Genomic DNA, 25,297 nt, shown 5'->3' on the forward strand with positions numbered 1-25,297 from the left:
TGCAACCACCAGAAGCTGAAGGTGGTGCCCAGAGACGGAGTCGAACCGCCGACACGAGGATTTTCAATCCTCTGCTCTACCGACTGAGCTATCTGGGCGACGAGGTGAATTAAATAGATTTCCAGACCGCTCGTCAACGACTTTTTGAAAAAATTTTAAATTAATTCCGTCGCTTACGATTTTTGGGGTCATTCGGCCGGTGGAACGTAACCTTCCGCCTGCGCGTAATCTTCGCCGGCGAAAAACTTGTCCATCTCGCCCTGAAGGTACTTGCGGTCCTCGGCGTTCATCATGTTCAGGCGCTTCTCGTTGATCAGCATGGTCTGGTGCTTCTGCCAGTCGGCCCAGGCTTGCTGCGAGATGTGCTCGAAGATGTCCTGGCCCTTGGCGCCGGGGTAAGGCGGGCGCTCCAGGCCTGGCAGTTGTTCTTTGTATTTGCGGCACATCACGGTGCGGGTCATCGGGCATCTCCTGCAATCAGTTCGTCGGCCGCGCGTTTGAGCAGCTTTTTGACCGGGGCGGCGAGGCCCAGGCGCGGCGGGGTGGCGAGGTTATACCAGAGCCAGTCGGCCTCGGCCACGTGCTGGCCGACCGGGTCGACACGCACCAGCCATGGCTCGATCGCCAGCTGGAAATGGCTGAAGGTATGGGTCAGGCCGTCCAGCGCGCGGCTTTCGGCCAGGCGCAGGCCGTGTTGGTAGGCCAGGTCATCGAGCTGCTCGATGGCGTCCAGCTCGGGCAGGCTCCACAGGCCACCCCAGAGGCCGCTGGACGGGCGGCGGTAAAGCAGGATCGCGCCTTCATTGTTGGCCAACAGCGGCATCAGGGTGCGCCGCTGGGGCAGGGCCTTGCGCGGTTTGGGCTCGGGGTAGCGCGTTTCCTCGCCGTGCAAGTGCGCTTCGCAGCCGCTGCGCACGGGGCACAGCAGGCAACTTGGCTTGCTGCGGGTGCACAGCGTGGCGCCCAGGTCCATCATCGCCTGGGTGTAGTGGTTGGCGCGCTGTTGCGGGGTAAAGCGCTCGGCAGTGGCCCACAGGGCATTGGCCACCTTCGGTTCGCCCGGGTAGCCGGCCTGGGCGGTAAAGCGGGCCAGCACGCGTTTGACATTGCCGTCCAGGATCGGCGCACGGATACCCATGCTGATGCTGGCAATGGCACCGGCGGTGGAGCGGCCGATACCTGGTAGCTCGGTAAGCTGTTCGACACTGCGCGGGAACTCGCCGCCGTGTTGCTCGACGACGATCCTGGCGGCCTTCTGCAGGTTGCGTGCACGGGTGTAGTAACCCAGGCCGGTCCACAGGTGCAGCACCTCGTCTTCCGGGGCGTCGGCCAGCGCCTGCACGGTGGGCAGGGCCTGCATGAAGCGGTCGAAGTAGTTCAGCACGGTGCTGACCTGGGTCTGTTGCAGCATGATTTCCGACACCCACACCCGGTAAGGGTTGATGCTCTGTTGCCAGGGCAGGTCGTGTCGGCCGTGCTGGTCGTACCAGTCCAGCACGGCGCTGGAGAACTGCGCAGGGCTCATCGCTTGAACAGCCCCTTGAGCGCGTCTTTCAATTCTGGGCTCACTTTGTCTCCGAGTTTTTCATCGAGCTTTTCATCGATCTTGTCTTTGAGGCGGTTGCCGGCCAGTTTGGCGGCAACCTTGCCCAGGCCGTCCTGGTCCAGGCGGCAGGCCTTGGCGCCAAGCTCCAGCGGGCCACGGCAACGCAGCGGCAGTTCGACGCCGACGTAACGCTCGTTGACCTGGCAGGCCGGGTCGGGCATGGCACGCTGATCACCTTCGACGATCACGCCGACGTTGTAGTCCATGCCCAGCACGCGCAGGTCAAGGTCGCCGTGGCCGTTGACGGTAAGGCCTGGGATGCGCGCCTTGAGGTCCGGGTTGCTGGCCACGCCGTTGCGCACCACCAGACTGCCGCGCAGTTCTTCGAACGGCGTGTCCTTGCCGCGTGGTTCGCCGCTGAGCGTCTTGCGGTTGAGCGTGGCGATGGCCTGGCAGAGCTGCTGTTCCAGGTTGGCGTTGACCAGCACGCCGTCGTTGATGGTGAAGTTTGCATTGCCGTTGAGGGTGTCCACCAGTGCCTTCTGGCTGTTACCGGTGGCTGTCAGGTCGCTGGTCAGGGTCAGCAGGCCTTTGACCGGCGGGGCCTGGTCTTTGTCTTCAGCCTTGATGAAGTGCTCCACCGGCACGCGGTTGATCTTGGTATTGACGCCGATCTGCGGCACGGCTGGGCGCACATCTACGGTGCCCTTGGCTTCGAAGCTGCCGTCGTAAAGGCCACCGCGCAAGGTTTGCAAGGTGATCAGGCCGCCCTGGCCGTTCGCTTGCAGCTGCGCGTCGCTGATCGGCAGCTTGTCCAGGGTCAGTGAGCCGAAGGCCAGGTCGGCCTGCAGGTCGAGCGTGCGAAGGCGGTCCACCGGCAGCAGCTTGTCGTTGCTCCAGGCAACCTGGGTGGGCGCGTTTGGCAGCGGCGAACTGCCGGCACCGGCGATGGCGCTGGCTTCCTGTTGCTTGACCTCGTTCTGGCGCGCTGCTGTGGCACCCTTGGCTGCTTCGCTCTTGGCCGGCATGTAGCGGTCGGCGTCGAACTTGTCGGCCTTGAGCTGCACGCGCAGGGCTTGCTTGGCAAAGTCCTCGACGGCAACGCGGCCGCTGAAGGTGCTGTCGTCGAGTTTTACGGCGAGGTCTTCCAGGGCCAGGCTGCTTGGCGTGCCCTGCAGGCGGCTGACCAGCTCCAGCTTGTTGAAGGCGGCGGGGTCGTTGGTGGCCGGCAGCGGATGGCCGACGCCATCGAGGAAGGTGCGCAGGTCGAACTGGGCGATGGACAGCCCACCGCTGAGCTGCGGCGTCTTGTCCAGGTCGCGCAGGTTCAGCTCGCCAAGGGCGCGCAGCTGGTTGGCCGAGATTTTCAGGCCATTCCAGGAGGCGACGTTGGCTGCCATGTCGACCAACAGCTGGCCTTGGGCCGCGAAGGTCATGGTCTTGCCGGCCAGAGGCTCGCCCGAGGTTTCGCCAGACAGGCGCATGTCCTCGAAGTTGTAGCGCTTGAGCTTGCGGTCAAAGCGCAGCTCGCCGGCAAGTTCGGTGCGTGCCTTCATGTTCGGCTGGCTGGCGCTGAGGAAGGCGCTGGCCTTGAGCGGGATGTTCGCGCCCTCGTGAATCGGGCCGGTGCTCAGCTGGATGCTTTCGGCGCTGTAGCTCTGGCCGGTCTTGGCATCGCTGAAGTGCACACGGGCGTTGTTCACGGTCAGGCTGTCGATGTCGAGCTTGACCGCACGTTCGCTGCTGCCCTCTGCAGGTGCGCCGGGCTGCTCGGCAGGCGCAGGTGCACTGGCGGTTGGGTCGGTTTGCGCAGGCAGCGGCTTGCCGATGTCTTCCCAGTTGCCATGGCCCTGTTCATCACGGTTCAGGGTCAGGTTCAGGCCTTCGACGCGCACATCGCTCATCTGCACTTCACGGCGCAGCAAGGGCAGCACGCGTACCGACAGGCCAAGCATCTGCAGGTCGGCGAACGGTTCCTTGGGCTTGTTCAGGGTGGCGATGCTGGCTTCGTGAAGCTCCAGGCCCAGCCACGGGAACAGGCTCCAGCCGATGTCGCCATTGAGGGTCAGCTCGACGTGGGCCTTGTCGCGCGCCAACTGGCGGATCTCGTCTTTATAGTCGTTGGGATCGAAGAGGTGGGTCAGGGCGAAGCCCAGCGCCACGATGATCAGCAGCAACCCGAGAAGCCCCAGTCCCAGGAGTTTGCCGAACGCTTTCATGGGCGAGTCCTTGTAGTCCGTATTTGATTTTCAAGCGCCAGAGTATAGCGCCGCAGTGGTATGCCCAGAGTATTCGACAAGAGATACAGAGCATTTCCTACCAATTGATCAGCTGTTGTGGCTTTCGACAGTTGTGGTTTGGGCAGTTCCTTTTTGCTGACTTGGCAGCAATACCGATTCAGCCGGGCAAAAAATAACGATATCAGATTGCTTTCATGTCATAGGCGAACTGGTACTCTTTCGCCGCCTGCGAAGCGGCCGCGACGTATTGTCGCGGGACGTTGCCCTGAAACGGCCGAGCCTTACGTGCAACCAGAAGAGCCGGGCATTCAATGCGCATGCATCGTCTACCTACATAAGGATCACATCCATGAACAGCAGTATCACGGCAGGAGCAGTGGCCAGCGCGCCAAGCTTCCTGTCGAAGGAGCGCATCATCGCCCGCCCGGGCTTCAACCGCTGGTTGGTACCCCCGGCCGCGTTGGCCATCCACCTATGCATCGGCATGGCCTACGGTTTTTCCGTCTTCTGGCTGCCGCTGTCCCAGGCCATCGGCATCACGGCCCCGGTAGCGTGCTCGGCGGACATGGGCTTCATTGCCCGCATGTTCAGCGCCGAGTGCGACTGGCCCATTTCCATGCTGAGCTGGATCTACACCCTGTTCTTCGTGTTCCTAGGTTGCTCGGCAGCGGTGCTGGGCGGTTGGCTGGAACACGCCGGGCCGCGCAAGGCTGGCCTGGTGTCGGCCCTGTGCTGGTGCGGCGGCATGCTGATTTCGGCAATTGGCGTGAAGACCCACCAGCTATGGCTGATGTGGCTGGGCTCCGGCGTGATCGGCGGTATTGGCCTGGGCCTGGGCTACATCTCGCCGGTTTCGACCCTGATCAAGTGGTTCCCGGACAAGCGCGGCATGGCCACTGGCATGGCGATCATGGGCTTTGGCGGCGGCGCCATGGTCGGTGCACCGTTGGCCACTGCGCTGATGGGGCACTTCGGCAATGAGCATGAAGTGGGTGTGTGGCAGAGCTTCGTGGTGATGGCGGCGATCTACTTCGTGTTCATGACCGCTGGCGCCCTGGCGTACCGCGTGCCGCCGACCGGCTGGAAGCCTGAAGGCTGGACCGCGCCGGTGAAGAAAGCCAATGCGATGGTCACCGACCGTCACGTGCACGTCAGCGTTGCCTGGAAAACCCCGCAGTTCGCGCTGATCTGGCTGGTGCTGTGCCTGAACGTTTCTGCGGGCATCGGCATCCTGGGCATGGCGTCGCCACTGCTGCAGGAAGTGTTTGCCGGCAAACTGCTGGGCAACGAGCTGCGCTTCAGCGAGCTGAACGCTGCACAATTGGCGCAGATTGCCGCCATTGCCGCTGGCTTCACCGGCCTGCTCAGCCTGTTCAACATCGGCGGGCGGTTCTTCTGGGCATCGTTCTCGGACTACATCGGCCGCAAGAACACCTACTTCGCCTTCTTCGCCTTGGGTGTGGGCCTCTACAGCCTGGTGCCGAACATGGGCCACCTGGGCAACGTGGCACTGTTCGTGGCGGCGTTCTGCATCATCCTGTCCATGTACGGCGGTGGTTTCGCCACAGTGCCGGCCTACCTGGCCGACCTGTTCGGTACGCAGATGGTCGGTGCCATCCACGGTCGCCTGTTGACGGCCTGGGCCGCTGCCGGCGTGCTGGGCCCGGTGCTGATCACTTACCTGCGTGAGTACCAGCTGGCGGCGGGTGTGGAACGTGCGGCGGCTTATGACATGACCCTGTACATCCTCGCTGGCCTGCTGGTGCTGGGCTTTGTCTGCAACCTGCTGGTGCGCCCGGTGGCCGACAAGCACTTCATGAGCGATGCCGAGCTTGCGGCCGAGCGTGCCCTGAGCCACGACAAAGGCGCCGACGGCGCGCGTTCGCTGGAGTGGCACGCTGCACCTGGCAGCCTGCCGCTGGTGCTGATCGCTTGGGCGGTGGTGGTGATTCCGCTGGCCTGGGGGGTGTGGATTACCCTGCAGAAGACGGCGGTGTTGTTCCACTGAGGTGCATGACAGCCAGCTGACTGGCTGGCTGTGATGGCCTCATCGCCGGCAAGCCGGCTCCTGCAAGCTTCTCCACCAAGCATGAGTTTTGTGGAGGCCTCTGGGGGCCGGCTTGCCGGCGATCGGGCTGCGGAGCAGCCCCTTGCAATGCCATATGTCATCCGCGTTCCAAGCTTGAGCGTTCTGGGCCTATAATGGAGCCCTTTTCGCCCAATGATTTTGCGGAGCTGGTGATGGTCGAACGTAAGGCTTCCGTCGAGCGCAATACCCTGGAAACCCAGGTCAAGTGCTCGATCAACCTCGATGGCAGTGGCAAGGCCCGATTCGATATCGGCGTGCCTTTCCTTGAACACATGCTCGACCAGATTGCCCGACACGGGCTGATCGATCTGGATATCGAGTGCAAGGGTGACCTGCATATCGACGATCACCATACCGTCGAAGACGTCGGTATCACGCTGGGCCAGGCATTCGCCCAGGCCATCGGTGACAAGAAAGGCATCTTCCGTTACGGCCATGCCTATGTGCCGCTGGACGAAGCGCTGTCGCGTGTAGTCATCGACTTCTCCGGCCGCCCAGGCCTGCAGATGCACGTGCCGTACACCCGCGCCACCGTTGGCGGCTTCGATGTCGACCTGTTCCAGGAGTTCTTCCAGGGCTTCGTCAACCATGCCTTGGTTACCCTGCACATCGACAACCTGCGTGGCCATAATACCCACCACCAGATCGAAACCGTGTTCAAGGCCTTTGGTCGTGCCCTGCGCATGGCCGTGACCCAGGACGAGCGCATGGCCGGGCAGATGCCATCGACCAAGGGATGCCTGTAAATGCAGACGGTAGCCGTAATCGACTATGGCATGGGCAACCTGCACTCGGTGGCCAAGGCGCTCGAGCATGTCGGCGCTGGCAAGGTGCTGGTCACCAGCGATGCTGCGGTGATTCGCGAGGCTGACCGTGTGGTGTTCCCGGGCGTGGGCGCGATTCGCGACTGCATGGCCGAAATCCGCCGCCTGGGCTTCGACAGCCTGGTGCGTGAAGTCAGCCTGGACCGGCCGTTCCTAGGCATCTGTGTCGGCATGCAGGCGCTGCTGGACCACAGCGAAGAAAACGACGGTGTCGACTGCATCGGCCTGTTCCCTGGCCAGGTGCGCTTCTTCGGTAAAGACCTGCAGGAAGGTGGTGAGCACCTGAAAGTGCCGCACATGGGCTGGAACGAAGTCACCCAGGCCGTCGACCACCCGCTGTGGCACGACATCTCTGATCGTGCGCGCTTCTATTTCGTGCACAGCTACTACATCAATGCCGGCAAGCCGGGCCAGGTGGTCGGCCGCGGCCATTATGGCGTCGACTTCGCTGCCGCGCTGGCCGAGGGCTCGCGCTTTGCCGTGCAGTTCCACCCGGAGAAGAGCCATACCCATGGCCTGCAACTGCTGCAGAACTTCGTCGCCTGGGACGGGCGCTGGTAAATGAGCAGGTCGAAGACCAAGGCCCCCGTCATCACCCTGGCCCCCGAGCAGGAGCGCGAAGCGCTCGACACCCTCAAGCGCTTCCTCGAAGACCGCTTCGAGTTGCAGCTGGGGTCGTTCGAGGTGGCTGAGGTCCTCGACGTGTTCAGCAAAGAGATTGCACCCCATTACTACAACAGGGCGATTGCCGATGTTCAGCTGCACCTCAAGGAGCGGTTCGAGAGCATCGAGAGCGACCTGTGGGCGTTGGAAAAAAGCTGAAAGCTTCAAGCCTCAAGCTGTAAGCCAAAGCTGGACCGCCATCGAAAACACGACGCGCATGCTTGCAGCTTGTCGCTTGCAGCTTGCCGCTTGAATTGACGAAGGAAAGAGCATGCTGATTATCCCCGCTATCGATCTGAAGGACGGTGCCTGCGTGCGCCTGCGCCAGGGCCGCATGGAAGACTCCACGGTATTTTCCGACGACCCGGTGAGCATGGCCGCCAAGTGGGTCGAGGGTGGTTGCCGCCGCCTGCACCTGGTCGACCTCAACGGCGCCTTCGAAGGCCAGCCGGTCAACGGTGAGGTGGTCACCGCCATCGCCAAGCGTTACCCGAACCTGCCGATCCAGATCGGCGGCGGCATCCGGTCGCTGGAAACCATCGAGCACTACGTCAAGGCCGGCGTCAGCTATGTGATCATCGGCACCAAGGCAGTCAAGCAGCCAGAGTTCGTCGCCGAAGCGTGCAAGGCCTTCCCCGGCAAGGTCATCGTCGGCCTGGACGCCAAGGACGGTTTCGTCGCCACCGACGGCTGGGCTGAAGTGAGCTCGGTGCAGGTCATCGACCTGGCCAAGCGTTTCGAGGCCGATGGCGTCTCGGCGATCGTCTACACCGACATCGCCAAGGACGGCATGATGCAGGGTTGCAACGTGCCATTCACCGCAGCGCTGGCAGCGGCCACCACGATCCCGGTGATCGCCTCGGGCGGCATCCACAACCTGGGTGACATCAAGACCCTGCTGGACGCCAAGGCTCCAGGCATCGTCGGTGCCATCACTGGCCGTGCCATCTACGAAGGCACCCTCGATGTCGCCGAGGCCCAGGCCTTCTGCGACAACTATAAAGGCTGAGGACTGAACCATGGCACTGGCCAAGCGCATCATCCCTTGCCTGGACGTGGACAACGGCCGGGTGGTCAAGGGCGTCAAGTTCGAGAACATTCGTGATGCCGGCGACCCGGTGGAAATTGCCCGTCGCTACAACGAGCAGGGTGCCGACGAAATCACCTTCCTCGACATCACCGCCAGCGTCGATGGCCGCGACACCACCCTGCATACCGTCGAGCGCATGGCCAGCCAGGTGTTCATCCCGCTGACCGTGGGCGGTGGCGTGCGTACCGTGCAGGACATCCGCAACCTGCTCAATGCCGGTGCCGACAAGGTTTCGATCAACACCGCTGCGGTGTTCAACCCAGAGTTCGTGGGTGAGGCTGCCGACCGTTTCGGTTCGCAGTGCATCGTGGTGGCCATCGATGCCAAGAAGGTGTCAGCGCCCGGTGAAGCGCCGCGCTGGGAAATCTTCACCCATGGTGGGCGCAAGCCGACCGGGCTGGACGCCGTCGAGTGGGCGAAGAAGATGGAAGCCCTGGGGGCCGGTGAGATCCTGCTGACCAGCATGGACCAGGACGGCATGAAGAACGGTTTTGACCTGGGTGTGACCCGCGCCATCAGCGATGCGCTGGGCATTCCGGTGATCGCTTCGGGTGGTGTGGGTAACTTGCAGCACCTGGCTGACGGGATTCTGGAAGGGCATGCCAGCGCGGTGCTGGCGGCGAGCATCTTCCACTTCGGTGAGTACACGGTGCCGGAGGCCAAGGCCTACATGGCTGCACGCGGTATCGTCGTTCGCTGATGGATTGTTGGGAGGGCTTTGCCCTCCTTTCGCGACACAAGGCCGCGCCTACAGATCCCCGGTAGGAGCGGCCTTGTGTCGCGAAAGGGCCGCACAGCGGCCCCAGTTGCATCACCCGTGGTTCTTGCCAAGCAGCGCGTGATAGAGCTCGGTATCCCCAAGTATCCCCACCACCTTGTCGTTATCCTGCAGCACCAGCTTGTTGCCGGTCTGGTAACGGATCTGCAGCGCCTCGCGCATGCCGATATCGGCGTTGACCAGCGTAGGCCGGCGTTCCAGCAACTCGACATCCTCCCCTGGCGCCCAGTTCTGCAGGTCCAGCCCGTTCTGCCCCTGGCGTGCACGCTTGAGCGAGCCTCCTTCGCCCAGGTCCAGCCACGAGTCGATGCCTGGGTCCAGGCACACCGAACCGTTGATCCGCTTGCAGTTGTCCAGGGTGCGCATCAGGCTGCGGCCGCACAGCACGTTCAGCGGGTTGGTGTGGGCCACGAAGGTGCGCACATACTCGTCCGCCGGGTTGAGCACGATTTCCTCGGGCTTGCTGTACTGGATGATCCGCCCATCTTTCATGATGGCGATGCGGCTGCCCAGCTTGAGCGCTTCGTCCAGGTCGTGGCTGACGAACACGATGGTCTTGTTGAGCTTGCGCTGCAGCTCCAGCAGCTCGTCCTGCAGGCCCTGGCGGATCAGCGGGTCGAGGGCCGAGAACGGTTCGTCCATCAGCAGGATGTCGGCGTCCATGGCCAGCGCCCGGGCCAGGCCCACGCGCTGCTGCATGCCGCCGGAGAGTTCGTCCGGCTTCTTGTTGCGCCACTGGGTCAACCCCACCAGCTCGAGCTTCTCGTCGACCAGCTTGCGCCGTTCCTTTTCAGGGCGGCCCTGCATTTCCAGGCCAAAGCTGATGTTCTCGCGCACCGTCAGCCAGGGCATCAGGGCGAACTTCTGGAACACCATGGCGATGCGCTTGGTGCGCATCATCTTGAGCTCCGCCGGGGTGCAGTGGGCAATGTCGATGTGCTGGCCTTCGTGCTCGACGAACAGCTTGCCGCGGCTGACGGTGTTCAGGCCGTTGATGCAGCGCAGCAGGCTCGACTTGCCCGAGCCGGACAAGCCCATCAGCACACAGATCTCGCCCTTGTTGATGTCCAGGTTGGCCTTTTCGACGCCGACCACAAGGCCGGTCTGCTTGAGGATCTGCTCGCGGGTCTTGCCCTGGTCGAGTAGTGCCAGGGCCTCGCGCGGCTTGTTGGAGAAGATGACGTCGACGTCTTCGAAACGAATGATGCTCATGCTTCACCCCTTGCCGTGACTTCCGGTTGCTTGCAGATACGGTCGAGCATGATGGCCAGCAGTACGATCGCCAGGCCCGCTTCGAAGCCCAGGGAAATATCGGCGGTGTTCAGTGCGTTGACCACGGGTTTGCCCAGGCCGTCGGCACCCACCAGGGCGGCGATCACCACCATCGACAGCGACAGCATGATGCACTGGGTGACACCGGCGGCGATGCTGGGCATCGCGTGGGGCAGTTCGATGCGGGTCAGCAACTGGCGCCGCGAGCAGCCGAAGGCCTTGCCGGCGTCCAGCAGCTCCTGCGGGACGTCGCAGATGCCCAGATAGGTCAGGCGAATCGGCGCGGCGATGGCGAACACCACCGTGGAGATCAGCCCAGGCACCACACCCAGGCCGAACAGGGTCAGGGTAGGGATCAGGTAAACGAAGGTCGGCACCGTCTGCATCAGGTCGAGCACCGGGCGCATCACGGTGTAGAACATCGGTTTGTGCGCGGCGACGATACCCAGCGGCACGCCGATGGCCACACAGACCACGGTGGCAAAGGTGACTTGTGCCAGGGTTTCCATGGTCTCCTGCCAGTACCCCAGGTTGAGGATCAGCAGAAAGGAGAGGGCGACGAACACCGTCAGTGCCCATTTACGCTGGATCAGGTGCGCGAGGGCGGCGAACAGGGCGATGAGGACGAACGGGTTGAACCAGGTCAGGGTGCTGGTGACGCCATGGATCATGAATTCCAGGCCTTGGGCGATGGCGTCGAAGTAATCGGCGCCATTCTGGGTCAGCCATTCGACGAATGACGCGATGTACTGACCCAGGGGTATTTTCTGATCGATAAGCATGATAGCGAGCTTCCACCTGCAAAGATTGAAATCAGTCCGGGGCGAGCACGGTCCCGCCCCGCGGTGTTGCCTTGGCGTCTTGCGTTATTGCGTCAGTTTGGCTTTGGCCGCCTCAAGGCCGGGTTTGCCGTCCACGGTGGTCACCCCGGCGAGCCAGGCGTCCAGCTTGCCTGGGTTGTCCTTGAGCCACTTCTTGGCAGCTGCCTCGGGTTTCATCTTGTCGTCCAGGACATAGCCCATCATGGTGCTTTCATCCTTGAGCTCGAACGACAGGTTCTTGAGCAGTTGCCCTACGTTGCTGCACTCCTGCACATAGCCCTTGCGGGTATTGGTCAGCACGGTTGCCTTGCCCAATTCAGGGCCGAAAAAGTCGTCCCCGCCGGTCAGGTACTGCATCTTGAAGCGGGTGTTCATCGGGTGAGGTTCCCAGCCGAGGAATACGATCGCCTCCCCGCGCTTCTGCGACCTGTCGACCTGGGACAGCATGCCGGCCTCACTGGACTGCACGATCTTGAAACCGGCGTCCTTCAGGCCGAAGGCGTTCTTGTCGATCATGCTCTGGATGGTGCGGTTGCCGTCGTTGCCCGGTTCGATGCCGTAGATCTTGCCGTCCAGTTCCTTCTTGAACTTGGGAATGTCGGCAAAGTCCTTGAGGCCCTTGTCGTACAGCGACTGAGGCACGGCCAAGGTGTACTTGGCGTTTTCCAGGTTGGCCCGCACGGTTTCGACAGTACCGGCATCACGGTACTGCTTGATGTCGTTTTCCATGGTCGGCATCCAGTTGCCGAGAAACACGTCCAGGTCCTTGCCGGTGGCCAGCGACTTGTAGGTCACCGGTACCGAAATCATGGTGGTGTGGGTCTTGTAGCCCAGTGCTTCGAGCACAACGCTGGTGGTCGCGGTGGTTACCGTGATGTCGGTCCAGCCGACATCAGAAAAACGTACCGTCTGACACTGCTCGGGCTCTGCGGCCTGGGCCAGCAAGGGGGCGGACAGCAACGCGGCCAGCAACAGCGAGGGTGAACCTTTCATGGATGGACTCCTGTGATTTTATCTTCGGGTTCGCGAGGGCTGCCGGGCTTTCTCAGGGTCCGGTCAACCAGGCCTGCAGAGGGCAGGATGCGAGGCCGTGCAATACGAGTCGCTTTTGATAATCCACCAGCGCCGGGCAATCGCCTACTGGTGGGGTCGTAACCAGTACGGAACGGGTCGCTTTGAGTACTGGCGATGTCGCATATGGCTTTTTCCTCCCCTGCCTGCGTATTTTTCCGTCATCAGAGCGCCCGAAAGCGGCGCACATACAGCTCAAACAGCGCGGCGCTGCTGGACAAAAGTACGTCGGTTGCAGACGGCGAAGGGGGGCGTAAAAGCCCGATGATGCGTGCATTCGTGGCGGCTCGCAGCTTCAGCCTAGCAGTTGCCCCGCCCTGCGCATGGCGCGCAGAGACAAGCCCAGCAAGAGGTGTAGCGACAATGGCCATCAGCGTGTTCGACCTGTTCAAGATCGGAGTCGGGCCCTCCAGCTCCCATACCGTCGGCCCCATGCGTGCAGGCGCCCTGTTTGTCCAAGGGCTGCGTGAGCGCGGCGAGCTTGAGCAGGTGAAAAGGGTGCAGGTGCGGTTGTACGGTTCGCTGTCGGCCACCGGTATTGGCCACGGCTCTGACCACGCCACCATCATGGGCCTGATGGGCGAATGGCCGGACGCCATCGACCCGGCCCAGATCGTCCCACGCATCGCCGACCTGCGCGAAACCAACACCCTGAAGCTGGATAACCGGTTGCCCATCGAATTCGTCTGGGCCCGTGACATGCTGCTGCTGGACGAGAACCTGCCGTACCACCCCAATGCCATGACCCTGATCGCCGAAGGCGAGCAGGGCGAGCTGCACCGTGACACGTACTACTCGGTGGGAGGTGGTTTTGTGGTCGACGCCGCCCAGGCCGCCAGTGGTGTGCTGGATGCCGACCAGACGGTGCTGCCGTACGATTTCAACAGTGCCGCAGAGCTGCTGCGCCTGTGCAAGCAAAACGACCTCAGCGTGTCGCAATTGATGATGGCCAACGAGAAGGTCTGGCGCAGCGAGCAAGAGATCCGCACCGGCCTGCACACGCTCTGGCAAGCCATGCAGGAATGCGTGCACAACGGCCTCAAGCATGAAGGCACGCTGCCCGGCGGGCTGAACGTGCGCCGCCGCGCGGCCAGGCTGCACCGCAGCCTGCAGGAGATCGGCAAGCCCAATGTGATCGGCTCGACCATGAGTGCCATGGAGTGGGTCAACCTGTTCGCCCTGGCGGTCAACGAAGAGAACGCCGCGGGCGGGCGCATGGTTACTGCGCCCACCAATGGCGCGGCCGGCATCATCCCGGCGGTGCTGCACTACTACATGCGCTTCAGCGATGAGGTCGACGAGTCCAACGTGGTCGACTTCTTCCTGGCCGCCGCCGCAGTGGGCATCCTTTGCAAAAAGAACGCATCGATTTCAGGTGCCGAAGTGGGTTGCCAGGGTGAGGTCGGGTCAGCGTGCGCCATGGCGGCGGCGGGCCTTGCCGAGGTGCTGGGGGCGACCCCGCCGCAGGTGGAGAATGCCGCCGAGATCGCCCTGGAGCACAACCTTGGCCTGACCTGCGACCCGGTCGGTGGCCTGGTGCAGGTGCCCTGCATCGAGCGCAACGCCATTGCGGCTGTAAAAGCCATCAACGCTGTGCAGATGGCTCTTCGCGGTGACGGCGAGCACTTCATCTCCCTGGACCAGGTGATCCGCACCATGCGCGACACCGGCGCCGACATGCATGACAAGTACAAAGAGACCTCGCGCGGCGGCCTGGCGGTCAGCGTCATCGAATGTTGATGCGCTGACTGTGCGCTACGCTCGTCAGGACGCCCCGTTTTGGGGCGTCTTCGCATCAGCCGATCGTCGGGTGTCGCGATCAGTGTTGCCATTGTCGGTGACACTAAACAGTGTCGTTTCTGGGCAACCTGCCTTGAGCGTGTCACCAATTTGCTCATAAGTGACACGCAAAGGCGCTGGCCCGCCGGTTTGGGTTTTTTACACAACCCGACCGCCGAGCCCGAATTGCTGAAAAAAGGCGTCGTTTTTGGGTTTTTTTGGATGGCCGTTCAATTTCAGGCACGGCCCTTGCGTTGAGATTGGTAAAGCCCCCGCACATGAACCGGGGCCATGACAAAAAAAATAGTGCCCGCCTGAGGCACGCCCTGTATTTGTGTGAGGAGAAATCGCGATGACGTCGTACACCTCCGGGAATCCAACCCAGAACCGCACAGCACCCCAGTCCATCGGGTTTCTCCTACTGGACAACTTCACCCTGATTTCCCTGGCATCGGCCGTCGAGCCGCTGCGCATGGCCAACCAGCTTTCGGGCCGTGAGCTGTATCGCTGGCATACGCTGACCGTCGATGGCGGCCAGGTCTGGGCCAGCGATGGCTTGCAGATCACCCCGGACGCCGCCATCGCCAACGCCCCTCCCATCGACACCGTGATCGTCTGCGGTGGCGTCGGTATCCAGCGTTCGGTCACCCGTGAGCATGTCACCTGGCTGCAGGCCCAGGCCCGTCAGTCGCGCCGTTTGGGCGCTGTGTGTACCGGCAGCTGGGCGCTGGCCTGTGCCGGCCTGCTCGACGGTTTCGACTGCAGCGTGCATTGGGAATGCCTGGCGTCGATGCAGGAGGCATTCCCGCGGGTCAACATGAGCACTCGCCTGTTCACCCTCGACCGCAACCGCTTCACCAGCTCTGGCGGCACCGCGCCGCTGGACATGATGCTGCACCTGATCAGCCGCGATCATGGTCGCGAACTGTCGGCGGCCATTTCGGAGATGTTCGTCTACGAGCGCATTCGCAACGAACAGGACCACCAGCGCGTGCCGCTCAAGCACATGCTGGGCACCAACCAGCCGAAGCTGCAGGAAATCGTCGCGCTGATGGAGGCCAACCTGGAAGAGCCGATCGACCTCGACGAACTGGCCGTGTACGTGGCCGTGTCACGTCGCCAGCTTGAGCGCCTGTTCCAGAAGTACCTGCATTGTTCGCCGTCGCGCTATTACCTCAAGCTGCGCCTGATTCGCGCGCGGCAATTGCTCAAGCAGACCCCGATGTCGATCATCGAAGTGGCCTCGGTGTGCGGCTTCGTGTCCACCCCGCACTTCTCCAAGTGCTACCGCGAGTACTTCGGCATACCGCCGCGTGATGAACGAGTAGGTTCGAATACTGCACAACAGGTAGCGATGATGCCGATTCCGCAGGCCATGACTCTGTCGCCGCACAGCGGGCCGATGGCTGCATTGAGCCAGGCGCGCAACGAGTCGACCTTTGCCAGTGTGAGGCTCTGACGTCCCGGGGCTGCTTTGCAGCCCAATCGCCGGCAAGCCGGCTCCCACAGGTTCACCACCAAGCCTGAGATTGGTGTGAATCTGTGGGAGCCGGCTTGCCGGCGATGAGGCCCGTTCAGAAATACGCGATCAGGCGCGCTTGTTGAAACTTGCAAGCGCTGGCAGCAACTGCTTGTCGATCGCCTGGCGCACCGCCGGCAGAATCGTCGCACTGCCTGTGTACATTTGCTCGACCATGCCCTTGAGCGCCCGCGCGTTAGGCTCGGTCAGCCCACGCACCACCGCCTCGCAGGCCTGCTCGGCACTGGCCCCGGCAGGGATGTCGAAGCCGCGCGCGCGCAGTTGGCCGGCGAGGTCGTCCTGATCAATCAAATCCGCATGCATCATGGCTGTTGTCCCTTTTATCGCGAAAAGAGTGCTGCTGTGATTTACGACCGATTCTGTGTCGCCAGCGACACGGCCGCAACCACAGAATGCCGGCATGACTGCTTTGGCTAAGAACAGGTCGTTCCCGGCTAATTCCCAGTGCCGGGAAGAACGCACACTGGCCTCATTCACGGTACCGCAGGGTTTGGTCACCCTCACACATGCACAGTGGATGTTGCTCGCTCTTGGCCCCGCTGGCTCACGGCTTTGCGGGGTTATTTTTTGGGCAGGCCAATCACACGTCCCACATAGGCTGGCGCTGGAAGATGACGCTGTTCATCCACCAGGCCCTGCAGCAATGCCATGCTGCCCTCGCTGAACGGCGCCGCCTTCGGCCCTGCCAGGTCCACATGCAGCAGCATCTGCTCGCTGGCCGCCAGCGCTTCGTCGAACCCTGCGCGGTGCAGGCTGTGGTAAACGTGCAGGCGCTTCTTGTCGAACCCGATGATCTGCGTCTGCACCCACACATCAGTGCCAAGCTTCACTTCATGCAAATAGTTGATGTGCGCCTCCAGGGTGAACAGCGAATGCCCACTCTGCCCACGGCTATCGGCATCCAGGCCGATGCGCTCCATCAGCGCATCGGTGGCGTAGCTGAAGATCAGCAGGTAATAGGCATCGCGCAGGTGGCCGTTGTAGTCGACCCAGTCCTCCTGGACTGGGGTGCGGTAGGTGATCAGTGCTGGCATCGTGGTCTCCTCAGTCGCTGAACGACATGCCGTGGCTGGCCTTGCTGGTCCTCACCGCTTCCAGCACCGCCAGCAGGGTGTCATCACGATAGCGCTCCAGCGCGGCGATGCTGCGTTCGCCCAGTTGCTCGGCGGTGCCGTCCACCACATCGTCGATCAGCTTGTCGGTAAGCTCCGGTGCCGGCAGGTAGGTCCAGGGCAGTTTCAGCGCCGGGCCGAACTGCGACATGAAGTGGCGCATGCCGGCATCGCCACCGGCCAGGGTGTAGGTCAGGAACGTGCCCATGAACGACCAGCGCAGGCCAGCGCCGAAGCGGATGGCATCATCGATTTCGCCAGTAGTAGCCACACCGTCGTTGACCAGGTGCAGCGCTTCGCGCCACAGCGCTTCAAGCAGGCGGTCGGCGATGAAGCCGGGGACTTCCTTGCGCACGTGTAGCGGGCGCATGCCGAGCGCGGTGTAGATGGTTTTTGCGGCGTCGATCGCCTCAGGCGAAGTACGGTTACCGCCGACGATTTCCACCAATGGCAGCAGGTAGACCGGGTTGAACGGGTGGCCGACCACGCAGCGTTCGGGGTGAGTGGAGGACTCATAGAACTCGCTGGGCAACAGCCCCGAGGTACTGGAGCCGATGATCGCGTTCGGCTTGGCCGCGGCGCTGATCTTTGCATGCAGGTCGAGCTTGAGGTCCAGGCGTTCGGGTGCGCTTTCCTGGATGAAGTCGGCGTCACGCACGCATTCCTCGATGGTGGCGACGAACTTCAAGCGGTCCTGCGCCGCTCCAGGTGCCAGGCCTTGTTTTTCCAGTGCCGGCCAGGCGTTGGCGACACGCTTGCGCAGGGCCTGCTCGGCGCCGGGTGCCGGGTCCCAGGCGACCACATCCAGGCCATGGGCCAGCGCGCGGGCAACCCAGCCGCTGCCGATCACGCCGCTACCCAGGGCGGCGAAGGTCTTGATCTCGGTGATGAAAGGCATATCGGACTCCGGGGTATCAGCGGCGTTTGAGGTTCATTTTTTCCCGGCCTTCTGCCGGGGTGAGGATGCGCCCACCCATGCGGGTGATGATTTCGCTCGCGCGCTCTACCAGTTGGCCATTGCTGGCTAACACGCCTTTGTCCAGGTACAGGTTGTCTTCAAGGCCCACCCGTACGTTGCCGCCCAGCAGCACCGCCTGTGCCGCCATGGGCATCTGCATGCGGCCGATACCGAAGCCGGCCCAGGTGACGTCGGCAGGCAGGTTGTCGACCATGGCTTTCATGGTGGTGGTGTCGGCCGGCGCGCCCCACGGTATGCCCAGGCACAGCTGGAACAGCGGGTCATGCAGCAGGCCTTCCTTGATCATCTGCTTGGCGAACCACAGGTGGCCGGTGTCGAAGATTTCCAGTTCGGCTTTTACGCCCAGTTCGGTGATGCGTTTGGCGCCGGCGCGCAATTGCGCCGGTGTGGAGACGTAGATGGCGTTGCCGTCGCCGAAGTTGAGGGTGCCGCAATCGAGCGTGCAGATTTCCGGCAGCAGTGCTTCGATGTGGGCCAGGCGCTCCAGCGGGCCGATCAGGTCGGTGCCCGGGCCAAATTCCATGGGCGACTCGCCCGGGCCGATTTCCAGGTCGCCGCCCATGCCGGCGGTGAGGTTGACGATGATGTCCACGTCGGCTTCGCGGATGCGTTCCATGACCTCGCGGTACAGGTTCACGTCGCGGCTGAAACGGCCGGTTTGCGGGTCGCGGACGTGGCAGTGGACCACGGTGGCGCCGGCTTTGGCGGCCTCTACGGCGGCTTCGGCGATCTGCTTGGGGGTGACCGGGACCAGGTGGCTCTTGGCGACCGTGTCGCCGGCGCCGGTGAGGGCGCAGGTGATGATGACGTCGTGGTTCATGGTGGTTCCTTGTCAGGGTTGTGGTGGCCCAATCGGCGTAGGAGCGGCCTTGTGTCGCGAAGGGGGCGCATAGCGGCCCTTGGGTTTGTGCAGCGCGCACAGATCCTGGGGCCGCGTTGCGGCCCTTTCGCGACGCAAGGCCGCTCCTACAGGCGATGAGGCCCTGTCAGTTGGCGGTGAGCTTGAGGTTGTCCGCCGCAGGCTTGCCATCGAAGGTGGTTACCCCTTCAAGCCAGCGCGCCTTGTCCTCGGGGTGGTCCTTGAGCCACTGGCGGGCCGACTCCAGCGCGTCCTTGTGGTCGAGCAGCGGCTGCATCATGCGGCTCTCGTCTTCGGCGCTGAATTTCAGGTTGGCCAGCAGGCGATGGGCGTTGGGGCAGCGTTGGGCGTAGTCCGGTGCGGTGACGGTCCACACCGTGGCGCGGCCTTCGTCAGGGCCCAGGGCGTCCTGGCTGTCACCCAGGTAGACCATGTCGATGTTCACGTTCATCGGGTGCGGCGCCCAGCCGAAGAACACCACGGCCTGCTTGCGGCGCACGGCGCGGTCGACTGCGGCGAGCATGCCGGCCTCGCTGGACTCGACCAGCTGGAACTTGCCCAGGCCGAACTGGTTCTTGGCGATCATCGCCTTGATCTGGGTGTTGGCGCCGGACCCGGGCTCGATGCCGTAGATCTTGCCGCCCAGCTCTTTCTCGAACTTGTGGATATCTGCGAAGCTCTTCAGGCCTTTGTCGGCCAGGTACTTGGGTACGGCCAAGGTGGCCCGGGCATCTTCCAGGCTGGGTGCGTCGAGCACCTTGACCTGCTGGGCATCGATGAACGGCGTGATGGTCTGGGTCATGATCGGGTTCCAGTAACCCAGGAACATGTCCAGGCGCTTGTCGCGGATGCCGGCAAAGATGATCTGCTGCGAGGCGCTGGTCTGTTTGGTCTGGTAACCCAGGCCGTCGAGCAACACTTGCGCCATGGCGCTGGTGGCGATGACGTCGGTCCAGTTGACCACGCCAAGGCGTACGTTCTTGCAGGCCGCAGGTTCTGCGGCGAAAAGCGGTGTGGCAACGATGCTGCTCAGGGCAAGGGACAACAGGCTGCGGCGGATCAAGCTGTGCATGGTGGCTCTCCATCGGCAGTGCATATTGTTATTGAGGGCGGCCTCTGCGGACCGTGTGAATACGCTACGCTGGCGCCAGGGTGGAAAATCGCACCCTGGCGACCAACACTTGCACGGAAGCGACCACCTGTGACGTGGAGCAAGCAATGCCGCAACTGATCCATTTCCTGCTGCTGCCGGGGTTCTCGGCCATGGGCTTCATCAGTGCCCTGGAGCCGTTGCGCGTGGCCAACCGGTTCAAGGCGCCGTCGTACCGCTGGCGGGTGCTGAGCCTGGATGGCGGCGCGGTGGAGGCCAGTAATGGCATGTCGGTGAATGCCGATGGCGCGCTGGGAGAAGGAGAGGCGGGCGCAATATTGTTGATCGTCGCCGGCTTCGATCCGCTGGCCAGCTACGGCCCTGCGTTGCAGCAGGCGTTGCGCCGCCTCGATCACGAAGGGGTCATCCTTGGCGGGATCGACACTGGCCCCGTGGTGCTGGCCGAGGCGGGCCTGCTCGACGGCCATCGCGCCACCCTGCACTGGGAAGCGCTGGACGCCTTCAAGGAGCGCTACCCACGCTTGCAGGCGACCCAGGAGCTGTTCGAGATCGACCGTCGGCGCATCACCTGCGCCGGGGGCACGGCTTCTATCGACCTGATGCTCGACCTGATCGCCCAGGCCCACGGCAGCGAGCTGGCGGTGCAGGTATCGGAGCAGTTCGTGCTCGGGCGTATACGCCCGCGCCAGGACCACCAGCGCATGCAGATTGCCAGCCGCTATGGCATCAGCAACAAGAAGCTGGTGAAGGTGATTGGCGAGATGGAGCGCAACACCGAGCAGCCGCTCAATACGCAGGTGCTGGCCGATGCGGTGCAGGTGACCCGGCGGCAGCTGGAGCGGCTGTTCCGCCTGCACCTGAATGACACACCAAGCGGCTTTTATCTGCGCCTGCGGCTGGACAAGGCACGGCAGTTGTTGCGCCAGACTGAGATGAGTGTGCTGGAGGTGGCGGTGGCGTGTGGGTTCGAGTCGGCGTCGTATTTTACCCGCTGCTACCGGGCGCGGTACGAACGCTGCCCCCGGGAGGATCGGTTGGCCAGAACGGTATGAAGATCCGCGCCCGGGCGCTGGCCGCTCCTACGTGGGGATTGCGTTGCAAGTCGATGTTTACTGCTGCCCTATGGACTGCAGGTATTCCGAGCGGTCATCACTGCGCTGCGCCACGCAGTTATTCCATGCGGCTTCAAACGCCTTGCTGCCAGGCTGTTCGGCGTAAGTCTCGACCTTGCAATCGGCATCACGCAGCTGCGTCCAGAGCTTTTCAGCCGCTTCCATGCGCCCGCTGAGCGCGTTGGCCTTTTCCGCTTCGTCGGCATACTGGTCGCCAATACGTTGGATCAGGTCATCGTAAGCCGACTTCAGCTCACGCTCGGCGGTCTGCTTGTTGAATGCCGCGCAGGCGAACATCTGCTGGTCGGTCTCGACATTGTCGCAAGGCGTGCTTTCTTCCTCACCGGCCTGGGCCCCGCTCATGATGGCCAGCAGCACCAGCCATGCCATTGATTTCATCCGTTTCTCCTCAACAGGCTGTCGAATCGCCAAGATTCTCGCTCAGCTGCAGAGTTGGCGATAGCTCCCCAGGCAAATGTTCATGCAACGGCCGCAAAGGGTCGTTATCGAGACTGTCTCGCATCCCCGAACGGCATGCCAGACGCGGTCATGTCGCGCATTGACGCTTTCGGCAAACCCCCTGTCGTTTTTGCATCGGGGCGCCCTTGGGCACAGGCATATGCTGGCCCCAAAGCGCCGGCACAACGTTCGGCACGAACCCACTCAATAAAAGGGGACAGCCTGATGAGCCCAGCCGAGCTTCACGCCGACAGCATCGTTATCGACGGTTTGATCATCGCCAAGTGGAACCGCGAACTGTTCGAGGACATGCGCAAAGGCGGGCTGACCGCAGCCAACTGCACGGTGTCGGTCTGGGAAGGCTTCAAGGCCACCGTCGACAACATCGCTGCCAGCCAGAAGCTGATCCGCGACAACAGCGACCTGGTGATGCCAGTGCGCACTACCGCCGACATCCGCAAGGCCAAGGAACTGGGCAAGACCGGTATCCTCTTCGGCTTCCAGAATGCTCACGCCTTCGAAGACCAGATTGCCTACGTGGATGTGTTCAAGCAGCTGGGCGTGGGCATCGTGCAGATGTGCTACAACACCCAGAACCTGGTCGGTACAGGCTGCTATGAGCGTGATGGCGGGCTGTCCGGTTTCGGCCGCGAGATCGTCGCCGAGATGAACCGCGTGGGCATCATGTGCGACCTGTCCCACGTTGGCTCCAAGACTTCCGAAGAGGTCATCCTGGAGTCGAAAAAACCGGTCTGCTACTCCCACTGCTTGCCCTCGGGCCTCAAAGAACACCCGCGCAACAAATCGGATGAAGAGCTGAAGTTCATCGCCGACCATGGCGGCTTCGTCGGCGTGACCATGTTCGCGCCGTTCCTGGCCAAGGGCATCGACTCCACCATCGACGACTACGCCGAAGCCATCGAGTACACCATGAACATCGTCGGTGAAGACGCCATCGGCATCGGCACCGACTTCACCCAGGGCCACGGCCAGGACTTCTTCGAGTACCTGACCCACGACAAGGGTTACGCCCGTCGCCTGACCAATTTCGGCAAGATCATCAACCCGCTGGGCATCCGCACCGTCGGCGAGTTCCCCAACCTCACCGAGACCTTGCTCAAGCGCGGCCATTCCGAGCGTGTGGTGCGCAAGATCATGGGCGAGAACTGGGTAAACGTTCTCAAGGACGTCTGGGGCGAGTAAGCCGCTCTCCAAGCCTTAAGGCCCCGGCCAGCAACGTCGGGGCAGCCAAAAACAAATTTTTATGGAGTTGAGTTTCCATGGCCAAGATCGCCCCGCAATTGCCAATCGAAGTCGACAGCGAAACCGGTGTCTGGACCAGCGACGCCTTGCCGATGCTGTATGTACCGCGCCATTTCTTCGTCAACAACCACATGGGCATCGAGGAAGTGCTGGGTGCCGACGCCTATGCCGAGATCCTCTACAAGGCAGGCTACAAGTCGGCCTGGCACTGGTGCGAGAAGGAAGCCGAGTGCCATGGCCTGGAAGGCGTGGCGGTGTTCGAGCACTACATGAAGCGCCTGTCCCAGCGTGGCTGGGGCCTGTTCGAGATCCAGGACATCGACCTGGACAAAGGCACCTGCAGCGTCAAGCTCAAGCACTCGGCGTTCGTGTACGTGTATGGCAAGTGCGGCCGCAAGGTCGACTACATGTTCACCGGCTGGTTCGCCGGCGCAATGGACCAGATTCTCGCTGCCCGTGGCAGCTCGATCCGCACCGTGGCCGAGCAGGTCTATGGCGGGTCGGAAGAAGGCCACGAAGATGGCCTGTTCGTTACAAAGCCGTTGTAAGCCGGAGATAGCGTCATGGCATTCGAAGCAATGTTCCAGCCGATCCAGATCGGCAAACTGACCATCCGCAACCGCGTGCTCAGCACCGCGCACGCCGAGGTCTACGCCACTGACGGCGGCATGACCACCGACCGCTATGTGAAGTACTACGAAGAGAAGGCCAAGGGTGGCATCGGCCTGGCGATCTGCGGCGGCTCGTCCGTGGTGGCCATCGACAGCCCGCAGGAATGGTGGTCGTCGGTCAACCTGTCGACCGACCGCATCATCCCGCACTTCCAGAACCTGGCCGACGCCATGCACAAGCATGGCGCCAAGATCATGATCCAGATTACTCACATGGGCCGCCGCTCGCGCTGGGACGGTTTCAACTGGCCGACCCTGATGTCGCCTTCCGGCATCCGTGAACCCGTGCACCGCGCCACCTGCAAGACCATCGAGGTGGAGGAGATCTGGCGGGTGATCGGCAATTACGCGCAGGCTGCGCGGCGCGCAAAAGAGGGCGGCCTGGACGGTGTCGAGCTTTCGGCTGTGCACCAGCACATGATCGACCAGTTCTGGAGCCCGCGGGTCAACAAACGTACTGACGAGTGGGGCGGCACCTTCGAAGGCCGCATGAAGTTCGGCATGGAAGTGCTCAAGGCGGTGCGCGCCGAAGTCGGCGACGACTTCTGCGTGGGCATGCGTATCTGTGGTGACGAGTTCCACCCCGATGGCCTCAGCCACGAGGACATGAAGCAGATCGCCGCCTACTACGATGCTACCGGCATGATCGACTTCATCGGCGTGGTCGGCTCGGGTTGCGATACCCACAACACCCTGGCCAACGTCATTCCCAACATGAGCTACCCGCCAGAGCCGTTCCTGCACCTGGCAGCCGGCATCAAGGAAGTGGTCAAGGTCCCGGTGCTGCATGCGCAGAACATCAAAGACCCGAACCAGGCCACGCGTATCCTCGAAGGCGGCTACGTGGACATGGTCGGCATGACCCGTGCGCACATCGCCGACCCGCACCTGATCGCCAAGATCAAGATGGGCCAGATCGACCAGATCAAGCAGTGTGTCGGTGCCAACTACTGCATCGACCGCCAGTACCAGGGCCTGGATGTGCTGTGCATCCAGAACGCCGCGACCTCCCGTGAATACATGGGCGTGCCGCACATCATCGAGAAGACCACCGGCGTCAAGCGCAAGGTGGTGGTGGTCGGCGCCGGCCCTGCCGGCATGGAAGCGGCGCGCGTTGCTGCCGAACGCGGCCACGACGTGACCCTGTTCGAGAAAAAGGACCAGATCGGCGGGCAGATCACCATTGCCGCCAAGGCGCCGCAGCGTGACCAGATTGCCGGTATCACCCGCTGGTACCAGCTGGAGCTGGCACGCCTGAAGGTCGACCTGCGCCTGGGTACTGCCGCTGACGTGGCGACCATTGAAGACCTGCGCCCGGACGTCATCGTGCTGGCAGTAGGCGGGCACTCGTTCCTGGAACAGAACGAGCACTGGGGCGCTGCCGAAGGCTTGGTGGTCAGCAGCTGGGACGTGCTCGACGGCAAGGTTGCGCCGGGCAAGAACGTGCTGGTGTACGACACCATCTGCGAATTCACCGGCATGTCGGTGGCCGACTTCATCGCCGACAAGGGCAGCCAGGTCGAAATCGTCACCGACGACATCAAGCCGGGCGTGGCCATGGGCGGTACCAGCTTCCCGACCTATTACCGCAGCATGTACCCCAAAGAAGTGATCATGACTGGCGACATGATGCTGGAAAAGGTCTACCGCGAAGGCGACAAGCTGGTGGCGGTGCTGGAGAACGAATACACCGGCGCCAAGGAAGAGCGCGTGGTCGACCAGGTGGTGGTCGAGAACGGTGTGCGCCCTGACGAAGCGCTGTACTACGCGCTCAAGGAAGGCTCGCGCAACAAGGGCCAGATCGACGTGGAGGCGCTGTTCGCCATCAAGCCACAGCCGATCCTCAGCCAGCCGGGCGAGGGCTACCTGCTGTACCGCATCGGCGACTGCGTGGCCCAGCGCAACGTACATGCGGCGATCTACGACGCCTTGCGCCTGTGCAAGGATTTCTGATCGCACCGCCTCTCTAGGGGCGGGACCGGCCCCCCGTGTAGGAGCGGCCTTGTGTCGCGAAAGGG

Annotated in this window: 24 protein-coding genes and 1 tRNA gene; 12 read left to right on the top strand and 13 right to left on the bottom strand. The window is 62.7% G+C overall.

Features of this window, described 5'->3' with window-relative positions; all coding sequences use genetic code 11:
- Window positions 1-22: 22 nt before the first annotated feature.
- From BLX42_RS09240 to BLX42_RS09255, 4 genes are all read right to left on the bottom strand, one after another.
- Window positions 23-98, bottom strand: a tRNA-Phe gene (locus BLX42_RS09240).
- A gap of 90 nt (window positions 99-188) precedes the next feature.
- Entirely contained in the window at window positions 189-461 is a 273-nt protein-coding gene (locus BLX42_RS09245) for an oxidative damage protection protein (protein ID WP_012316680.1), read from the bottom strand.
- Window positions 458-1,525, bottom strand: coding sequence for an A/G-specific adenine glycosylase (gene mutY, locus BLX42_RS09250; RefSeq protein ID WP_161871641.1), 1,068 nt, complete (start codon window positions 1,523-1,525; stop codon window positions 458-460). Before mutY ends, BLX42_RS09245 begins: the two co-directional genes overlap by 4 nt.
- On the bottom strand, window positions 1,522-3,765 hold the full coding sequence (locus BLX42_RS09255) for an AsmA family protein (protein WP_046788300.1): 2,244 nt from the start codon (window positions 3,763-3,765) through the stop codon (window positions 1,522-1,524). The genes mutY and BLX42_RS09255 overlap by 4 nt, the downstream gene beginning before the upstream one ends.
- 370 nt (window positions 3,766-4,135) lie before the next feature.
- Here BLX42_RS09255 and BLX42_RS09260 point away from each other — a divergent pair, with 370 nt between their 5' ends.
- The 6 genes from BLX42_RS09260 (at window position 4,136) to hisF (ending at window position 9,152) form a co-directional block, all read left to right on the top strand.
- Window positions 4,136-5,794, top strand: a complete 1,659-nt coding sequence (locus BLX42_RS09260; RefSeq protein ID WP_046788301.1) for an OFA family MFS transporter — start codon at window positions 4,136-4,138, stop codon at window positions 5,792-5,794.
- Between the two features lie 233 nt (window positions 5,795-6,027).
- On the top strand, window positions 6,028-6,621 hold the full coding sequence (hisB, locus tag BLX42_RS09265; protein ID WP_012316676.1) for an imidazoleglycerol-phosphate dehydratase HisB: 594 nt from the start codon (window positions 6,028-6,030) through the stop codon (window positions 6,619-6,621).
- Complete coding sequence (gene hisH, locus BLX42_RS09270; protein ID WP_161871642.1) at window positions 6,622-7,260, top strand: imidazole glycerol phosphate synthase subunit HisH; 639 nt, start codon at window positions 6,622-6,624, stop codon at window positions 7,258-7,260. It abuts the gene before it with no gap.
- The gene (locus BLX42_RS09275; RefSeq protein ID WP_012316674.1) at window positions 7,261-7,521 is read left to right on the top strand and encodes a DUF2164 domain-containing protein; all 261 of its coding nucleotides are present in this window, start codon (window positions 7,261-7,263) and stop codon (window positions 7,519-7,521) included. It begins immediately after the preceding gene.
- A gap of 112 nt (window positions 7,522-7,633) precedes the next feature.
- Window positions 7,634-8,371, top strand: a complete 738-nt coding sequence (gene hisA / locus BLX42_RS09280) for a 1-(5-phosphoribosyl)-5-[(5-phosphoribosylamino)methylideneamino]imidazole-4-carboxamide isomerase (RefSeq protein WP_161871643.1) — start codon at window positions 7,634-7,636, stop codon at window positions 8,369-8,371.
- Between the two features lie 10 nt (window positions 8,372-8,381).
- Window positions 8,382-9,152: an imidazole glycerol phosphate synthase subunit HisF gene (gene hisF, locus BLX42_RS09285; protein ID WP_161871644.1), complete on the top strand. Its 771-nt coding sequence runs from the start codon at window positions 8,382-8,384 to the stop codon at window positions 9,150-9,152.
- 111 nt (window positions 9,153-9,263) lie between these two features.
- On the opposite strand, the gene choV is transcribed toward hisF, so the two are convergent.
- From choV to BLX42_RS09300, 3 genes are all read right to left on the bottom strand, one after another.
- Window positions 9,264-10,442 (bottom strand): choline ABC transporter ATP-binding protein, encoded by a 1,179-nt coding sequence (gene choV / locus BLX42_RS09290; protein ID WP_046788302.1) that lies wholly within the window; start codon window positions 10,440-10,442, stop codon window positions 9,264-9,266.
- Window positions 10,439-11,287, bottom strand: coding sequence for a choline ABC transporter permease subunit (gene choW, locus BLX42_RS09295; RefSeq protein ID WP_177010808.1), 849 nt, complete (start codon window positions 11,285-11,287; stop codon window positions 10,439-10,441). The genes choV and choW overlap by 4 nt, the downstream gene beginning before the upstream one ends.
- Window positions 11,288-11,368: 81 nt before the next feature.
- Window positions 11,369-12,316 (bottom strand): choline ABC transporter substrate-binding protein, encoded by a 948-nt coding sequence (locus BLX42_RS09300; protein ID WP_046788304.1) that lies wholly within the window; start codon window positions 12,314-12,316, stop codon window positions 11,369-11,371.
- A 441-nt stretch (window positions 12,317-12,757) separates the two neighbouring features.
- Between BLX42_RS09300 and BLX42_RS09305 the strand changes: the two genes are divergently transcribed.
- Both BLX42_RS09305 and BLX42_RS09310 read left to right on the top strand, forming a co-directional pair.
- On the top strand, window positions 12,758-14,134 hold the full coding sequence (locus BLX42_RS09305) for an L-serine ammonia-lyase (protein ID WP_115273097.1): 1,377 nt from the start codon (window positions 12,758-12,760) through the stop codon (window positions 14,132-14,134).
- Window positions 14,135-14,525: 391 nt separating this feature from the next.
- Window positions 14,526-15,632 carry a GlxA family transcriptional regulator gene (locus tag BLX42_RS09310; protein ID WP_115273096.1) on the top strand — a complete coding sequence of 369 codons (1,107 nt, stop codon included), beginning with the start codon at window positions 14,526-14,528 and terminating at the stop codon, window positions 15,630-15,632.
- 129 nt (window positions 15,633-15,761) lie between these two features.
- Here the strand turns inward: BLX42_RS09310 and BLX42_RS09315 are convergent, their stop codons facing one another.
- From BLX42_RS09315 to choX, 5 genes are all read right to left on the bottom strand, one after another.
- Window positions 15,762-16,019, bottom strand: a complete 258-nt coding sequence (locus BLX42_RS09315; RefSeq protein ID WP_039604371.1) for a hypothetical protein — start codon at window positions 16,017-16,019, stop codon at window positions 15,762-15,764.
- A 254-nt stretch (window positions 16,020-16,273) separates the two neighbouring features.
- A complete protein-coding gene (locus BLX42_RS09320) occupies window positions 16,274-16,747 on the bottom strand; it encodes a thioesterase family protein (RefSeq protein WP_115273095.1) in 474 nt (157 codons plus the stop codon).
- Between the two features lie 10 nt (window positions 16,748-16,757).
- Window positions 16,758-17,723, bottom strand: coding sequence for an L-carnitine dehydrogenase (locus BLX42_RS09325; RefSeq protein ID WP_161871645.1), 966 nt, complete (start codon window positions 17,721-17,723; stop codon window positions 16,758-16,760).
- A gap of 16 nt (window positions 17,724-17,739) precedes the next feature.
- Window positions 17,740-18,624, bottom strand: a complete 885-nt coding sequence (locus BLX42_RS09330) for a 3-keto-5-aminohexanoate cleavage protein (RefSeq protein WP_161871646.1) — start codon at window positions 18,622-18,624, stop codon at window positions 17,740-17,742.
- A gap of 166 nt (window positions 18,625-18,790) precedes the next feature.
- Window positions 18,791-19,735, bottom strand: a complete 945-nt coding sequence (gene choX, locus BLX42_RS09335) for a choline ABC transporter substrate-binding protein (RefSeq protein ID WP_046787502.1) — start codon at window positions 19,733-19,735, stop codon at window positions 18,791-18,793.
- A 146-nt stretch (window positions 19,736-19,881) separates the two neighbouring features.
- Between choX and BLX42_RS09340 the strand changes: the two genes are divergently transcribed.
- Window positions 19,882-20,826 carry a GlxA family transcriptional regulator gene (locus BLX42_RS09340; RefSeq protein ID WP_161871647.1) on the top strand — a complete coding sequence of 315 codons (945 nt, stop codon included), beginning with the start codon at window positions 19,882-19,884 and terminating at the stop codon, window positions 20,824-20,826.
- 57 nt (window positions 20,827-20,883) lie between these two features.
- Here the strand turns inward: BLX42_RS09340 and BLX42_RS09345 are convergent, their stop codons facing one another.
- Window positions 20,884-21,285 carry a lysozyme inhibitor LprI family protein gene (locus BLX42_RS09345; protein WP_161871648.1) on the bottom strand — a complete coding sequence of 134 codons (402 nt, stop codon included), beginning with the start codon at window positions 21,283-21,285 and terminating at the stop codon, window positions 20,884-20,886.
- 285 nt (window positions 21,286-21,570) lie between these two features.
- On the opposite strand from BLX42_RS09345, the gene BLX42_RS09350 reads away from it, so the two are divergent.
- The 3 genes from BLX42_RS09350 to dgcA all read left to right on the top strand — a co-directional run bounded on the left by BLX42_RS09350 (window position 21,571) and on the right by dgcA (window position 25,232).
- Window positions 21,571-22,548 carry a dipeptidase gene (locus BLX42_RS09350; RefSeq protein WP_003257506.1) on the top strand — a complete coding sequence of 326 codons (978 nt, stop codon included), beginning with the start codon at window positions 21,571-21,573 and terminating at the stop codon, window positions 22,546-22,548.
- Window positions 22,549-22,625: 77 nt separating this feature from the next.
- The gene (locus tag BLX42_RS09355) at window positions 22,626-23,156 is read left to right on the top strand and encodes a DUF5943 domain-containing protein (protein WP_012316656.1); all 531 of its coding nucleotides are present in this window, start codon (window positions 22,626-22,628) and stop codon (window positions 23,154-23,156) included.
- A 15-nt stretch (window positions 23,157-23,171) separates the two neighbouring features.
- Complete coding sequence (gene dgcA / locus BLX42_RS09360) at window positions 23,172-25,232, top strand: dimethylglycine demethylation protein DgcA (protein WP_046787505.1); 2,061 nt, start codon at window positions 23,172-23,174, stop codon at window positions 25,230-25,232.
- Window positions 25,233-25,297: the final 65 nt, after the last annotated feature.

The sequence above is a fragment of the Pseudomonas sp. SG-MS2 genome, assembly GCF_009933855.1.
Classification (GTDB): domain Bacteria; phylum Pseudomonadota; class Gammaproteobacteria; order Pseudomonadales; family Pseudomonadaceae; genus Aquipseudomonas; species Aquipseudomonas putida_E.

Bases quoted from the DNA above. Each gene is read 5' to 3' on its own strand.
- BLX42_RS09320 (WP_115273095.1), bottom strand. From the start codon at position 16,747: ATGCCAGCACTGATCACCTACCGCACCCCAGTCCAGGAGGACTGGGTC.
- BLX42_RS09315 (WP_039604371.1), bottom strand. From the start codon at position 16,019: ATGATGCATGCGGATTTGATTGATCAGGACGACCTCGCCGGCCAACTG.
- BLX42_RS09345 (WP_161871648.1), bottom strand. From the start codon at position 21,285: ATGAAATCAATGGCATGGCTGGTGCTGCTGGCCATCATGAGCGGGGCC.
- BLX42_RS09275 (WP_012316674.1), top strand. From the start codon at position 7,261: ATGAGCAGGTCGAAGACCAAGGCCCCCGTCATCACCCTGGCCCCCGAG.
- BLX42_RS09330 (WP_161871646.1), bottom strand. From the start codon at position 18,624: ATGAACCACGACGTCATCATCACCTGCGCCCTCACCGGCGCCGGCGAC.
- BLX42_RS09325 (WP_161871645.1), bottom strand. From the start codon at position 17,723: ATGCCTTTCATCACCGAGATCAAGACCTTCGCCGCCCTGGGTAGCGGC.
- BLX42_RS09300 (WP_046788304.1), bottom strand. From the start codon at position 12,316: ATGAAAGGTTCACCCTCGCTGTTGCTGGCCGCGTTGCTGTCCGCCCCC.
- BLX42_RS09310 (WP_115273096.1), top strand. From the start codon at position 14,526: ATGACGTCGTACACCTCCGGGAATCCAACCCAGAACCGCACAGCACCC.
- hisF (WP_161871644.1), top strand. From the start codon at position 8,382: ATGGCACTGGCCAAGCGCATCATCCCTTGCCTGGACGTGGACAACGGC.
- mutY (WP_161871641.1), bottom strand. From the start codon at position 1,525: ATGAGCCCTGCGCAGTTCTCCAGCGCCGTGCTGGACTGGTACGACCAG.
- BLX42_RS09355 (WP_012316656.1), top strand. From the start codon at position 22,626: ATGGCCAAGATCGCCCCGCAATTGCCAATCGAAGTCGACAGCGAAACC.
- choX (WP_046787502.1), bottom strand. From the start codon at position 19,735: ATGCACAGCTTGATCCGCCGCAGCCTGTTGTCCCTTGCCCTGAGCAGC.
- hisA (WP_161871643.1), top strand. From the start codon at position 7,634: ATGCTGATTATCCCCGCTATCGATCTGAAGGACGGTGCCTGCGTGCGC.
- BLX42_RS09255 (WP_046788300.1), bottom strand. From the start codon at position 3,765: ATGAAAGCGTTCGGCAAACTCCTGGGACTGGGGCTTCTCGGGTTGCTG.
- BLX42_RS09260 (WP_046788301.1), top strand. From the start codon at position 4,136: ATGAACAGCAGTATCACGGCAGGAGCAGTGGCCAGCGCGCCAAGCTTC.
- hisH (WP_161871642.1), top strand. From the start codon at position 6,622: ATGCAGACGGTAGCCGTAATCGACTATGGCATGGGCAACCTGCACTCG.
- choV (WP_046788302.1), bottom strand. From the start codon at position 10,442: ATGAGCATCATTCGTTTCGAAGACGTCGACGTCATCTTCTCCAACAAG.
- BLX42_RS09350 (WP_003257506.1), top strand. From the start codon at position 21,571: ATGAGCCCAGCCGAGCTTCACGCCGACAGCATCGTTATCGACGGTTTG.
- BLX42_RS09340 (WP_161871647.1), top strand. From the start codon at position 19,882: ATGCCGCAACTGATCCATTTCCTGCTGCTGCCGGGGTTCTCGGCCATG.
- BLX42_RS09305 (WP_115273097.1), top strand. From the start codon at position 12,758: ATGGCCATCAGCGTGTTCGACCTGTTCAAGATCGGAGTCGGGCCCTCC.
- BLX42_RS09245 (WP_012316680.1), bottom strand. From the start codon at position 461: ATGACCCGCACCGTGATGTGCCGCAAATACAAAGAACAACTGCCAGGC.
- dgcA (WP_046787505.1), top strand. From the start codon at position 23,172: ATGGCATTCGAAGCAATGTTCCAGCCGATCCAGATCGGCAAACTGACC.
- hisB (WP_012316676.1), top strand. From the start codon at position 6,028: ATGGTCGAACGTAAGGCTTCCGTCGAGCGCAATACCCTGGAAACCCAG.